The organism is Pseudoalteromonas sp. SiA1, assembly GCF_018732205.1.
GTDB lineage: Bacteria > Pseudomonadota > Gammaproteobacteria > Enterobacterales > Alteromonadaceae > Pseudoalteromonas > Pseudoalteromonas tetraodonis.
In genome coordinates, this window is the sequence record NZ_CP076085.1 from 160,089 (window position 1) to 173,664 (window position 13,576).

At 40.1% G+C, this 13,576-nt stretch carries 10 protein-coding genes; 2 read left to right on the top strand and 8 right to left on the bottom strand.

Annotated features, from left to right (window positions below; all coding sequences use genetic code 11):
* Positions 1-232: 232 nt before the first annotated feature.
* The 3 genes from KK487_RS16235 to KK487_RS16245 form a co-directional block, all read right to left on the bottom strand.
* Positions 233-2,215: a GGDEF domain-containing protein gene (locus tag KK487_RS16235; protein WP_215522199.1), complete on the bottom strand. Its 1,983-nt coding sequence runs from the start codon at positions 2,213-2,215 to the stop codon at positions 233-235.
* A 238-nt stretch (positions 2,216-2,453) separates the two neighbouring features.
* A complete protein-coding gene (locus KK487_RS16240; RefSeq protein WP_215522200.1) occupies positions 2,454-5,513 on the bottom strand; it encodes an efflux RND transporter permease subunit in 3,060 nt (1,019 codons plus the stop codon).
* A gap of 10 nt (positions 5,514-5,523) precedes the next feature.
* Positions 5,524-6,594: an efflux RND transporter periplasmic adaptor subunit gene (locus tag KK487_RS16245; RefSeq protein ID WP_028834567.1), complete on the bottom strand. Its 1,071-nt coding sequence runs from the start codon at positions 6,592-6,594 to the stop codon at positions 5,524-5,526.
* Between the two features lie 555 nt (positions 6,595-7,149).
* Here KK487_RS16245 and KK487_RS16250 point away from each other — a divergent pair.
* Together KK487_RS16250 and KK487_RS16255 are read left to right on the top strand one after the other, a co-directional pair.
* A complete protein-coding gene (locus KK487_RS16250) occupies positions 7,150-8,157 on the top strand; it encodes a catalase family peroxidase (RefSeq protein WP_215522201.1) in 1,008 nt (335 codons plus the stop codon).
* Positions 8,158-8,173: 16 nt separating this feature from the next.
* Entirely contained in the window at positions 8,174-8,713 is a 540-nt protein-coding gene (locus KK487_RS16255; RefSeq protein ID WP_215522202.1) for a cytochrome b, read from the top strand.
* Positions 8,714-8,779: 66 nt separating this feature from the next.
* On the opposite strand, the gene KK487_RS16260 is transcribed toward KK487_RS16255, so the two are convergent.
* The 5 genes from KK487_RS16260 to hisD are packed head-to-tail and all read right to left on the bottom strand — an operon-like array spanning position 8,780 to position 13,575.
* Positions 8,780-9,505 (bottom strand): 1-(5-phosphoribosyl)-5-[(5-phosphoribosylamino)methylideneamino] imidazole-4-carboxamide isomerase, encoded by a 726-nt coding sequence (locus KK487_RS16260; RefSeq protein WP_028834570.1) that lies wholly within the window; start codon positions 9,503-9,505, stop codon positions 8,780-8,782.
* A gap of 33 nt (positions 9,506-9,538) precedes the next feature.
* Positions 9,539-10,129, bottom strand: a complete 591-nt coding sequence (hisH, locus tag KK487_RS16265) for an imidazole glycerol phosphate synthase subunit HisH (RefSeq protein ID WP_215522203.1) — start codon at positions 10,127-10,129, stop codon at positions 9,539-9,541.
* Entirely contained in the window at positions 10,126-11,187 is a 1,062-nt protein-coding gene (hisB, locus tag KK487_RS16270; RefSeq protein ID WP_013463294.1) for a bifunctional histidinol-phosphatase/imidazoleglycerol-phosphate dehydratase HisB, read from the bottom strand. Before hisB ends, hisH begins: the two co-directional genes overlap by 4 nt.
* Positions 11,184-12,284 (bottom strand): histidinol-phosphate transaminase, encoded by a 1,101-nt coding sequence (hisC, locus tag KK487_RS16275; protein ID WP_215522204.1) that lies wholly within the window; start codon positions 12,282-12,284, stop codon positions 11,184-11,186. Before hisC ends, hisB begins: the two co-directional genes overlap by 4 nt.
* A complete protein-coding gene (hisD, locus tag KK487_RS16280; RefSeq protein WP_013463296.1) occupies positions 12,274-13,575 on the bottom strand; it encodes a histidinol dehydrogenase in 1,302 nt (433 codons plus the stop codon). The genes hisC and hisD overlap by 11 nt, the downstream gene beginning before the upstream one ends.
* Position 13,576: the final 1 nt, after the last annotated feature.

The window sequence follows — 13,576 nt, forward strand, 5'->3', positions numbered from 1 at the left end:
TAACTCATTAGAAAACACATAGACTGCACTTGATATGTTATATTTTTAATAAAAATGAATAGTTAATTTAATGAATGAATCTAAATGCATTACTATGCAATGAATTCTTGGCTCCACTATATAATAAAACTTGCGCTATGTTAATGGTAAAAGCTAGAACTAAAAGTGATAATTCATTCCGGAAAAACGCGCAATCTTGAAACCGTATACTAAATTCATAAAATACTAAAAATTAGCGTGTTTCTTTAGAAAACCGATAGCAGTTTCGACCGGAATTTTTAGCCTCGTAAAGTGCTTGGTCTGCGTGTGTTTTTACTTCTAAGCTAGTATGAGCTTGTCCGTTTGTGATGGTAATTCCTATACTTATTCCGAGCGTGCGTTTTTGGTCAAATAAAATAAATGGTTTGCTAATATTTGTAATGATTCTTTGTGCTATCTCAGAGATCACGTCTTTATCATTTAACTGTGGCAAAATTGCTGCAAATTCATCTCCACCTATTCGAGCAATAATATCGTGCTTACGTAAACAGCTTTTTATGCGCGTTGCAACTTCTTTAAGTGCTTCATCGCCTGCACCATGGCCTAACTCATCATTTATTGGCTTGAAGTAATCTAAATCTAAATACATGAGGACTAATGGTGACTCATTGAACTGGGCTTTATTTAGTTCTTTATCAAGCTTATCTAAAAATATCCTACGGTTATAAAGTCCTGTTAAGCTATCTACAAACGCATAACTTTCTACTTTGGCCTCGTATTCTCGTCTGGCGATAGTGTGATTAGCAAAGGTGTAAATAACAAATATCATTAATAACATTACACCTAGATAGAGCAAAACAATCAATTTTTTTAAACTACTAAATTCGTTTTCAATCAGTGATAGAGGGACCTTATTTACTAACTTCCATTTGGGCCATTTCCCGTTGCTATTTCTCTGATTATCAAGTGTTGGTACTTGATCTAGTAAGGTCATGTGTTCAAAAATATAAATGTTGTTATCCTTTTCAATGATCCCATTTGTTTTAGTTTCCATCGCTTGCCATATATCTGGATGGATATCTTGAAAACGTTGCTGGGGTTTATTGGCAAACATAAAAGCCCATTGTTTTTGTACATCACCAAATAACCAGTAACTTTCTTCATTAAAGAGCATAATGTCACCTAGTGAGCTTTTAGAAATATTTTCTAATTGACTAAGTAAATGCACACCTCCGAGATTTATTATAAGTAAGCCAATCTTTTCATTGTTTTTGTCAACTAGCACTGAGCCTAAACGGATCATTGGTTTTAATGGCCTTTCAATTTGACCATTTTCAATATTTAAATCTAATGGAGATATAAAAATATCATCAGGGCTGAGCTTTATCCCGCGTTTATAGTAGTATCGATCGCTTTTATCTTGAAGCTTGTCTGGAGGTACGATAACGGTACTGTTATTTTCTCTTTGCACCCTTATTAACTCTTGGCCTTTTAAGCTAAGAATTCTTATTTGGGTGTAATAATTTTTTATGGTGATAAAATTAAAATAGTCCTGTTCTAATAGTGTTTTGTTTTCATTACTAAAAAAACGCTGTTCCTTAAAGTGGTGATTATTTTTAAGAATTAACAGATCACGAGATGCATGATTAAGTTGTTGTAAAAACGAATATTTAGCTTGTTTTAACTCATTTTTCTCTTTTTGAATAACAGAACCTATACGCGTTTGTATTTGGTTTTCGTAAAACATATACAAGGCAATATATAAAATAATTGCAGAGCAAAAATAGGTCAGTAGGCTAGTAAATATGGTTGTGTTTAGCTTTTGCGAATTTTGCTCTTGTAAGGGCAAGAAGGCAGGTTTAATAATGGAAAAGTAAATTATTGGCACACTGAGACTACTGAGTATTAAGCTATCAATTGCTATGACTTGCCATTGCTGTAAAACAAATTCGTCAAAATTAAAGGCAAACATAACTAAAGCCTCAATCGTAAAAACGATCATAGCTATTTTAAATGTTAGGAATTCGGTTCTCGATTGTTGGTTTTTTACAAAGTCACTATCATTAAATAAGTAGTGAATAGTAATAATAGCAATGAATGAGATAAGGCTGGCATCTAATATTACAGAAAACCAGATGCCTGTATATTTCGTAACAAATGATGCCAATAACATCATAATAGTGGCTTCACTTAACGCCAGTGATATAAAAAGAATAAGTAAGCGTTGTAATGGCATATAAAGTTTCCGAGCCAATTATTATTGAATAACAAAAGCGACTAAATTTAATATAGGGCGGACAGTAGAATTGTTATCGTTAATTTAAAAATACTGCTGTTTGATATTAATATAATAATTAGAAAGTGCGTTTATTGCCATTATGGTTGTGCGTTTATTCTGTAATTTTTGACTAAAGTAGGGTGAATCTTGATCAAAGTGTTCATAACATTTGACCAAGATTCAGTGTGATCAACAATTAACTATGTATATGTTCATCTGTTTTTACGTTCATAAATATCGCGTAGAGTACGGGGATCACAATTAAAGTCAGTAGGGTGGCAAACAGTAACCCAAACACCAGTACCACTGACATCGATTGGAAAAACGCATCAAAATACAGTGGAATAACCCCTAGTACAGTGGTGAGTGTGCCCATCATTACTGGTCTTACCCGACTATTTGCCGAATCGATAATGGCATTATAAGCAGGTTTTCCTTGGCGAATTTCCATATCCATCTGATCCACTAATACAATGGCATTTTTAATCAATAAACCAGAGAGCGACAGTAATCCTAATATACCCATAAACTCTAATGGGATTTGTGTAGTAACCAGCCCAAAAACAACACCAATTAAGGCTAATGGCACCACAAGCCAAATAATAATAGGTTGTTTTAATGCGTTAAATAACACAATAACAATGAGTACCATGGCTAAAAAACCCAGTGGAATAGTTGAGGCCAGCATTTCGTTAGACTCTTTCGATTGACCATATTCGCCATCCCATTCTAGGCGGTAGCCTTGTGGTAGTTCAATGGCTTCTATTTTTGGTTTTACTCTATTAAATAACTCAGAAGCAAGCTCCCCTGGCAGTGGATCGGCTTGGGCTTTTATGGTCCATTCACGGTCTTCACGTTTTAATATGCCGTCGCGCCATACGGTTTTAAAGCCATTGGTGACTTGAGCAAGAGGCAGTGTTTCACCGGTGATATTGCTTTGCACTTGAATGTTACCAATGTCGTTTATGTCTACGCGTTCTTTTTGTGGCGCTCTGACGATAATAGGAATGAGCTCTTCGCCTTCACGATACTGCCCAACCACTTGCCCTGAAAAGTTTTGTTGCAGTGCTTCAGCAACAGCTTTGCGCGTTACACCTGCGCGCTGTGCATTAATGGCTGAGTACTGTGGCTCAATAACACTAATGCGTTGTCGCCAGGTGTCTTTAATTGATAACGCACCGCCATCATCAATTAATATGGCTTTTGCTTTTGCTGCCAGCTCTCTTAATACACTCGGATCGGGGCCTTTAAATGTGGCTTCTATTTTAGAGCCACCACCTGGGCCCATTACAAAGCGCCATACTTTGCCTTGCGCATCCACAAAGTTATTATCGATGTAGTTTTGTACCCTAGGTAAGAGTTGATCTAGTTTTTTATAGTCATCGACTTTAGCTAAAATTTGCCCGTAAGAACTGTTGGGTGATTCGCTGCCATAAATAAGCATGTAACGTAATCCGCCACCGCCAATAAGAGTTTGTATGCCTTCAACGCCGTTTTGTTGTTTTACAAACGCTTCAAGTTTGAGCATGTCTTTTTTGGTTTTTTCAATATCGGTGCCTTGTGGTAACCAAAAATCAACCACCATTTGCGGCGTGGTGGAAGCTGGGAAAAACCCTGATTTTACAAATTGAAAACCCCACATAGACACACTAAACATGGCAACCACTACAGTAACCGTTAACCAGCGATGATGAAGTGCCGACACCACAACCGATTGATACAGTGCCATGAGTTTATTAGGTTTTGCTGAACCAGAGGTATCGGTATCTTGTTCTTTAAATAAGCAATAACAAAACAGGGGAGTTAGGGTAATGGCAAATAACCAGCTGTATAACAAAGAGATTAAAATAACCCAAAATAAATGGCCGGTAAATTCAGCGGTATCGCCCGGTGCGAGGCCAATAGGTGCAAAGGCAACAATGCCGACTAATGTGCCGCCAAGTAGTGGCCATTTAGTTTGTTTTACAACTTCACTGGCAATGTCTAACTTTTTACGCCCTTGTTGTGTGCCTACTAAAATTCCTTCTGTCACCACAATCGCATTATCAACCATCATACCGAGGGCAATAATAAGCGCACCTAAGGAAATACGGTGCATGGGTATACCGCTAAAGTCCATGGTAGCAAGGGTCGCAAAAATAGTTAGCAGTAACACGGCGCCAATAATAATCCCAGAGCGCAACCCCATAAATAGCAGTAGCGTGACCATGACAATCACCAGCGCGACTAATACATTAACCACAAAGTTATCGACTGAGTCTTGTACCACTTTTCCTTGGTGGTAAAACTCAAGCACGCTGATGCCAAGCGGTCTGAGGTTTTCAGTTTGCTTTACTTTATCATCAACGCGGTCAAACACTTTTACCACATTAGCGCCTAATACACTGGCAACCCCCAGGGATATGGCAGGCTTAGAGTTGTAGCGCACTAACTTGGTTGCTGGGCTTTGAAAACCGCGGTATACATTGGCAATATCTTTTAGGTAAATTGTTTTACCTTTAGCGCTGGCACTTACCAGTAGGTTTTTAATGGTATCAACGGAGTTTAATTCGCCGGTGGGGTCAATAAAAATACGTTGATCGCCAATTTGGGTATTACCTGCACTCAATACGGCGTTTTGTTCATCCAAAATACCGTAAATGTTATTGATAGATACACCTAAAGAGGCTAACTCTTCTCGAGCAATTTCTACAAATATCCCCTCTTGTTGTACGCCCGTCATGGCAACTTTCGCTACACCGTCTACTTGTAAAATGTCACTTTGTAGCGTTTTAGCATAGGCATGCAGTTCATCGGGGGAGTAACCTTCGGCAGTAATTAAATAACTCAAACCATATACATCGCCATAATCATCAAACACTTTTGGGGTCCCTGTACCAGGAGGAAGTGTTGGGCGAGTATCGTTAATTTTGTTTCTGAGTTTAGTCCAAATAACTTGTAGCTCAGATTTGGTTGGCGAAAATTCTGATTTAATTTCTACTTTAATTTCAGATAAGCCCGTTGATGAGGTCGACGATATAGTATCGACTTCTTGTAACTCTTGAATGGCACGCTCAAGCGGCTCGGTCACTTCTTTAGCAACTTCAAGCGGGCTGGCGCCTGAATAAGAAACAAATACTTGCGCGGTGCGAATTATAAATTCGGGGTCTTCAAACCGAGCCATGTTTTTGTATGACGAAAAACCAAAGCCAAGCGTTAAAATGATGAGTATAGTGCTAATTAATTTATTATTTATTGTCCACTTTGCTAAATCCATGATTGCACTCCTATGCTTTAGTCCAAGGACGTACTTTCATACCCTCAGTCACATAGTTTGCACCTGCACCTACAATCACATCACCTGCTTTTAAGCCCTCAGTAATAATTAGTTGTTCGCCAATACCTTGCTCAATAGCAACGAGTGTTTTTGATACTTGCATTGTTTGTTGGTCAACAGTCCATACGAAATGCTGGCCGTTTTCTTCAAAAATAGCAAAGGTAGGGACAGCCAGTCGTGTTGCGTTTGAACTTGTTTGACGCTCTATTTTTAGGCTGGCATTCATGCCAGGTAATATATTAAGGTTATTGGGTACAGCAAACGAAAAGCGTACTTCATAGGTTTGACTGGCTGAGTCGGCTTCTAAATTGGCACGTCTAAATGTCGCAGGGATAGGCGCAGCCGATACATCTTGTAAAATAACAGTCGCTACATTGTTTTGTTTAGAATCTACCGTGGCCACAATAGACGCGGGAATATTTACAACCGCTTCCATTTCACCTTTACCAAATAGGGTAACTACATGTTGCCCAGCACTGATGTTTTCAAGCTGCTTTACTGGAACTTCTGCAACAATGGCATCGTAAGGCGCTATGATTTTACTGTCAGATAATGCCTTTTGCGCTGAGTCATACTGTGATTCGGCCACTTCTTTTTTAGATTTTAGTTGCTCTATATCTCGCTGTGAAATAACACCGTCTTTTGCAAGCTTTAAACCACGTTGATAATCATTGTTGGCCGTTTCAAACTGTATTTTGCTCGACTTAACCTCATTAACAAAGTTTCGTTGCTCTAATGCGGCTATTACGTCTCCTTTTTTTACATTTTGCGCAGCAATAACGTTGAGCTTTTCAAGTTTACCACTGACCTGAAAGGCCAGTTTTGAACTGTTTATTGTATCTATAGTGGCAGGATAGGTGAGTGTTTTTGATTGAGAGCCATCATCAATGGTTATTAACTTAACAGGGCGTGGCTTGTTTTGCTTTTGAGTGCTGACTTCGCTATCTGAACAACCGGCTAACAACAACAGTAGCGCAATACTAATAAAATTAAATTTAGTAAAACATGGTTTATTGATCATCTTGCTTACCTTAAATAAAAAGTGCGGTGTTAATCGTTGGCATTTTTGTGTGGTTCAAAATTATAAAATGCGTAAATGTGTTTATTTTCGAATTTACCTGTAATGCTGTTTATTAAGCTATAACTACTTACTACTTGAAAAAAGCAGTAGATAACGAGTGAGTAATAAATAATATTTTAATTTCAACAGTTTATTATTGCTGTACGGTTTTGTTTTAATTTGTGTGATTTTGTAGAACGTAATAAATCAGCACCCCAATGCTTGCTTTGTATCAACATTAGTATAATTAACAATCGGCTTTTTTAAAGCGCAGCTCATAAAGATTATATTTTTGGAATTTAAAATACTTAAAGTGCGGTTTTTATTAATTGAATTGAAATATTAATTGCTTGGGGTCGGTCTTGTGAGTGTCGTGTCGGTATAACTAAATAAAAGCTATCCGATCTAAAGCATATCTCAGTAATGGTTAGCCATTAATTTAAAGACGTAATTAAAACTATGAAAAATTCCAAACATAATCATCATGAAAATAATCATACGAGGTCTAATCCTACCATGAGTAAAAAAATCACCTTAATTGCAATAATCACTTTATTTGCACTGACGATTTTATATTTTACCGGCGCTTTTAACAGCGATGCGGTTACTGCGCAGCGTTTTGTTAATTTACAACAAGGTGAGCAAGCCCATGCGGGTTTTCGTCGAGCCCATGCAAAAGGTATTTGTTTAGCGGGGTCGTTTGAGTCTACCGGTGAGCTTGCTAAATATTCGCAAGCCAAGGTATTTGATTTAGGCGCCACTCCTTTTGTTGGCCGTTTTTCTATTGCGGGCAATAACCCAACCGCGCCTGATTTAAAAGCACCGGTGCGCAGTTTAGCGTTTTCTATAACTACCAGTGATAACCAAGAATGGCGCGTAGCAATGAACACGCCTCCAGTTATGGCTGTAGCGACGCCAGAAGCGTTTTTTAAACAGTTACAAGCGCTATCCCCTGATCCGGTAACTAAAAAACGCAGCCCTGAAAAAATTAAAGCTTTTTTTGCCGCACACCCTGAAAGTGCCGCATTTAATAACTGGAAAGCCAGCTACAAACCAACTAGCAGTTTTGCCACTGAGCAATACCATAGTATTAATGCCTTTTATTTGGTTGATGAAAATAATGAAAAGCACGCCGTACGTTGGATAGCTAAACCACAATTAAGCGATGAAAACATTCAACCACTTAATAATGATTCAGCCGATGCATTGCAGCTACAACTTAAAGATCAAGTTGCTCAAGCCCCTGTTAAATTCGACATGCTGTTTAGCTTTGCAACCGCTGAAGATGATGAAAACAACCCAACTGTTTTATGGCCACAATCACGCAAAACAATTAACGCAGGCACATTAGTTATCTCAAGCCTTCAGGCGCAAGAAGGAGGCGTGTGTGCTGATATGAACTTTGATCCCTTGGTACTTCCTACAGGGATAGAGCCAAGCGCCGATCCTATATTACGTGCCCGTGGCGCGGCTTATGCTGAGTCATTTCGTCGTCGTGCTAAAGAAGTACTTTTAAATAATTAATAACAGGAAATATCGAATGAAAACAATTAATAAATACTCGGCGTCGAGTATGCTTATTCACTGGGCGATGGCGTTAATCATACTTTCTATGTTATTTCTTGGTTTGTCGATGGTGCAAAGTTTAGCGGTTTGGCAAGTAGAGGCCATTGCGCTGCATAAGTCATTTGGTATTTTAGCGTTGGTGTTAGTTGCTATTAGATTAATCAATAAAGTCGTTACCGCCAGTCCTGCATTACCACCGAGTGTGCCTAAGGCTCAAGCATTAGCCGCGCATTTAACCCAAGTTGGTTTATATGCATCTATGATTTTAATGCCGGTTTCTGGTTGGTTAATGCAAAGCGCTGATGGCCGTCATGTGAGCTTTTTTGGTTTACTTACTTTGCCTAGCCTAGTAAGTAAAGATATTGAAACGTATGCTTTTTTCCGTGAAGCACATGGTTTAATTGCTTATGCATTTTTATTGTTTATCTTTATGCATGTAAGCGCTGCGCTTTATCATGGTTTAATAAAGCAAGATGGCGTATTAGGCTCTATGTTACCTGGTAAGCATAAATAAACTAATAGTTTTATACAAAAAAGGCACAGATGCGCTCGCACCTGTGCCTTTTTTAGAGCTATATTTTTAGCTTAATTTAAGCGCGTCTTCTACGCTAAAAGCACCATCTAATAAAGACTTGCCCAAAATCACGCCGCCAACACCAAGTTCATTTAGCTTTTTAATATCATCTAACGAACTTACCCCACCCGACGCTTGTACTTTAATATCTGCATTATGATTAATTAAATCTTCATAAAGCGCAAAAGAGGGGCCGGTCATGGTGCCGTCTTTACTGATGTCCGTACATAAAAAATCAATAATGCCCAGCTCTACATAAAAATCAATAAGTTCAAATAGCCCAAACTCAGATTCATTTAACCAACCATGGGTTGCTGGCGCCCAGCCGGACTCTGTTTTATTAACATCAAGGGCAATCACAAAGTGCTCAGCGCCAAATTGTTCAATCCAAGCTTTAACCTGTTCACGCTTTTCAACTGCCATAGAACCAATAACCACTTGGTTTGCACCGGCTTTTAACCAATCGCTCACATCTTGCTCTGAACGAATACCGCCACCCACTTGGTAGGGCACATCCAGTGCTTTTGTGGCTGCTTGAATATGTTGCCACTGCTTTTTACTTGGATCGCGTGCGCCTTCTAAATCAACTAGGTGCAGTTTACCCGCGCCGCTGTCAGCGTATTCTTTTAGGCGAGCGCCAAGTTCAAAGGGGTAAAACTGTGCGGTATCATATTTACCTTGATACAAACGTACAATTTGATTTTGTAATACGTCTAATGCTGGAATAATCACTGTGTATCTCTTTTATTATTTATGAACAGTCGCTTATAACTGCCAATCTAGAAAGTTTTGTAATAAACGGGTGCCTACTTTAGCACTTCGCTCTGGGTGAAATTGCATACCGGCATAATTATCTTTAGCGACAATGGCTGAAAAAGTTTGCCCGTATTCACTACTGACTAAAGTGGCATCGTTAACGGTGTGCGCGAAGCTGTGCACATAATAAACCTGATCGTCTTTATGTAGCCCTTTGGTTAGTGGGTGCGCTTGTTGGATAGATAAATTATTCCACCCCATATGCGGTGACGTTAAACTACCTACATCCAGTGCTTTTACTTGGCCGGGTATTTTACCTAAGCATTGCACGTTACCTTCTTCGGTGCTTTCACACAGCAGTTGCATCCCCAAGCAAATTCCCATTAGCGGGCGCTGATATTCGTTAATCGCTTGCTGCCAACCATTATCGACTAGGCGCTTCATAGCCACAGATGCATGGCCAACACCAGGTAAAATAGCGCGCTCATAGCCTGCTAATTGTTCAGGTGAGGTAATAACGGTAGGCGTTTTACCTAAACGCTCAAATGCAAAGCGTACCGAGTTAATATTGGCACAACCGGTATTAATTACCGCTATCATAAACACCCCTTAGAGCTGGCTGTTTGTTGACTTGTATCTTGTGCAATTGCCATACGCAGTGCCCGTGAAAACGCTTTAAATAAGCCCTCTACTTGGTGATGACAGTTACCGTCACTTACCGACAAAATAAGGCTAATTGCAGCGTTATCACTTAAGCTTTTGAAAAAATGCTCTACCATTTGTACGTCTAAATCACCGGCTTTTTCGCGGCTAAAGTTTGCGTTTAACACAAACGAAGCACGTCCAGATAAGTCAATTTGCGCTTCGGCTTTACATTCATCCATAGGCAAAGCAAAACCATAACGGGCGATTTGTGATTTTGTGCCCAGCGCTTGTTTAAGGGCAACCCCTAAGGCAATACCAATGTCTTCAACAAGGTGATGCTCGTCTATGTGTAAATCGCCTTTGGCTTTAATGTTTAAGCCAATGTTTGCGTGGGTGCGTATTTGATCAAGCATGTGATCAAAAAAGCCAAGGCCGGTGTCTATGCTACCGTTTTTAGTCTGATCAAGATTAACCGCTACATCAATTTGTGTTTCTTTGGTGTTGCGTGTAACACGACCTTCACGGTTGGCTGTGGTCAGCTTAGTGACAATGGCAGGCCAGCTACCATCATATAAAATACCTTCACAACATAAGTTTTGCGCAAGGCCAATATCTGTTTGGCGGTCGCCAATTACAAAAGAGCGCGCTAAATCTACGTTGCCAGAGCGCATAAGCTCGGTCAGTAAGCCTGTTTTTGGCTTACGGCAATCGCAGTTTTGTTCATCAAAGTGTGGGCAAATGAGTACATCTTCAAAGTTAATCCCTTGGCTGTTGAGTATGTCCATCATTTTGTCTTGGGCTATGTCAAAATCCGCAGTAGGGAAACTGTCAGTGCCTAAACCATCTTGATTAGATACCATCACTAAGCGATAGCCTGCTGCTTGCAGTTGCAATAATGCCGGAATAACACCAGGTAAAAAAGCCAACTTTTCAAGGCTATCTACCTGTTTGTCGGTGATTGGCTCTTCAATAATGGTGCCGTCACGGTCTATAAATAAATAGGGATTACTCATGATACTTCCTGTTGTGATAGGGCTGTTGGGGTGGTTAAACCATCGAGCCAAATTTTTACTTGTTCTAATTCTTGTTCGCTACCAATTGAAATGCGTAGCCAGTCGTCTTCACCGTATAAGGTAAATGCTCGCATGACTAAGCCTTGTTCAAGGGCAACTTTAAAGCTGTTTTTATCGGCCAATTTTAAGGTAACAAAGTTGCCTTCACCAGTGAGAATTTTTAATACAGCAGGGGAGGCGTTTAACCACTCTATTAGCTTTAATTTTAAGCTGTTTAAAATGCTCACTTGGCGACGCATAGAGGTAATGGCATCAGGGGCAATGGCTTGCGCTGCAATACTCGCTACCACGCTCGATACCGGATACGGTGCAATGACTTTACGAATGGGCGCAAGTACACTGGCTTGAGCGAGGGTAAACCCGGTTCGCAGGCCTGCCAACGCAAACGCTTTTGACAGTGTACGTAGCACTACAATATTACTAAACTCGTTTATAAGTTGTGTTGCACTTTGCTCTGGGCAAAACTCAATATAGGCTTCATCAACAATCACCAATGCTTTACCTGCAAGCGCAGTGGCAATGGCTTTTACTTTATCTAGCGGCGTTAAACTACCTGTTGGGTTATTTGGATTACAAATAAACACCAGTTTTGAGCTACCGACCGCAGTGACAATATCATCAACATTGGCTGTTAATAATAACTCTTGAGTAAGCGCGTTAATAGCCACATTGTGCGTATCAGCAGTGACTTTATACATACCGTAGGTAGGCAAAAACAGCGCAATACTGTCCTTAGCTGGCTGGCAATACGTGCGTACTAAAAGCTCAATGCCTTCATCTGCACCTCGCGTCATAAGGACATTGTCGCTTTTAAGCTCGGTATAAGCTGCATAGCGATCAATAACCAATTGTGGCTGAGGGTCGGGGTAGCGATTTAAATCTTCAATACTCAACTCAAGGTTTTTAGCATATGGGCTTTCGTTGGCATTGAGCCACGTTATGCCTGTTAACTTTTCACTTTTAGCCGAGCTGTAAGCAGCAAGCGCTTTAATATTCTCGGGTAATAAGCTGGTTGCTTGGGCGCTCTCATTGCTCATTGTTTATTGCCTCTAAACGAATTGAAACCGCATTAGCGTGGGCATCAAGGCCTTCTGCGTCTGCCAGTGGTAAAATAGCTTTTGAAAGCTCTGTTAAGCCACTTTTACTAATAGTTTGTACTGTGTATGTGCGGAAAAAATCAAGCAAGTTTAAGCTTGAGTATGTCGCGCTATAACCGTAAGTAGGTAATACGTGGTTAGTACCCGATGCATAATCGCCAGCCGATTCTGGTGTGTAGTCGCCAACAAATACTGAACCTGCATTTTTAACCGCATCAAGGTACGGGCTTGCATCTGCCAGCTGTAAAATTAAGTGCTCTGGCCCATATTGCGCTGATACATCAAATGCTTGCGCTATTGAATCCACTAAAATAAGTGACGAATTGGCCAACGCTTGTTCAGCGGTGTCTTTTCGGCTTAAGTTAGCTAATTGACGAGTAAGCGCGTCTTGTGTTTGTTTAATAATAGTTTCGCTGTTACACAATAAAATAACTTGCGAGTCGGCGCCATGCTCTGCTTGTGAGAGTAAATCGGCCGCAATAAACTCTGGATTTGCTCGTTCATCTGCTATCACTAATACTTCAGATGGACCTGCTGGCATATCAATCGCCATTCCTGGAATTGTTTGTGCAACTAACTGCTTTGCCATAGTCACAAAGCTATTACCTGGGCCAAAAATTTTATTCACTTTAGGTACTGATTCAGTGCCGTAGGCCATTGCAGCAATCGCGCCTGCACCACCGCTTTCAATAATAGTGGTGATACCACATAATTTAGCAGCATATAAAATAGCAGGATTTATTGCTTTATCGCCTTGTACTGGGGTAGTGAGTACCACGGTTTTTGCACCGCTTAACTGCGCCAATACACCTTGCATTATAACTGACGATGGCAATGGGGCACTGCCCCCAGGGACATAAATACCGACCGCTTCGATGGCTTGATATTTCAGTTCACATTCAACGCCCGGTTGAGTCGATAACTTAATATCTTTAGGCAGTTGCGCTTGGTGAAAACATTTTACATTTGCATAAGCGGTATCAATTGCATACTTAAGCTCAGGGCTTAGCATTTTCTCAGCGGCATTAATTTCATCAAGTGGAACACGTAAACGCGGCTCAGCTCGGTTATCAAACTCTTTTGCTAACGCCAGTAATGCAGCATCGCCTTGCGCATTTACTTTTGCCAAAATAGTTTGGCAAATACTTTCTACTTTTTCACTCGCTGATACAGCAGGGCGCATCAGCGCCGCTGCTTGAACCTGTGATGATTCTTCATTCCAACGAAGCATG

Bases quoted from the DNA above. Each gene is read 5' to 3' on its own strand.
- KK487_RS16235 (WP_215522199.1), bottom strand. From the start codon at position 2,215: ATGCCATTACAACGCTTACTTATTCTTTTTATATCACTGGCGTTAAGT.
- KK487_RS16240 (WP_215522200.1), bottom strand. From the start codon at position 5,513: ATGGATTTAGCAAAGTGGACAATAAATAATAAATTAATTAGCACTATA.
- KK487_RS16245 (WP_028834567.1), bottom strand. From the start codon at position 6,594: ATGATCAATAAACCATGTTTTACTAAATTTAATTTTATTAGTATTGCG.
- KK487_RS16250 (WP_215522201.1), top strand. From the start codon at position 7,150: ATGAGTAAAAAAATCACCTTAATTGCAATAATCACTTTATTTGCACTG.
- KK487_RS16255 (WP_215522202.1), top strand. From the start codon at position 8,174: ATGAAAACAATTAATAAATACTCGGCGTCGAGTATGCTTATTCACTGG.
- hisH (WP_215522203.1), bottom strand. From the start codon at position 10,129: ATGATAGCGGTAATTAATACCGGTTGTGCCAATATTAACTCGGTACGC.
- hisB (WP_013463294.1), bottom strand. From the start codon at position 11,187: ATGAGTAATCCCTATTTATTTATAGACCGTGACGGCACCATTATTGAA.
- hisC (WP_215522204.1), bottom strand. From the start codon at position 12,284: ATGAGCAATGAGAGCGCCCAAGCAACCAGCTTATTACCCGAGAATATT.
- hisD (WP_013463296.1), bottom strand. From the start codon at position 13,575: ATGCTTCGTTGGAATGAAGAATCATCACAGGTTCAAGCAGCGGCGCTG.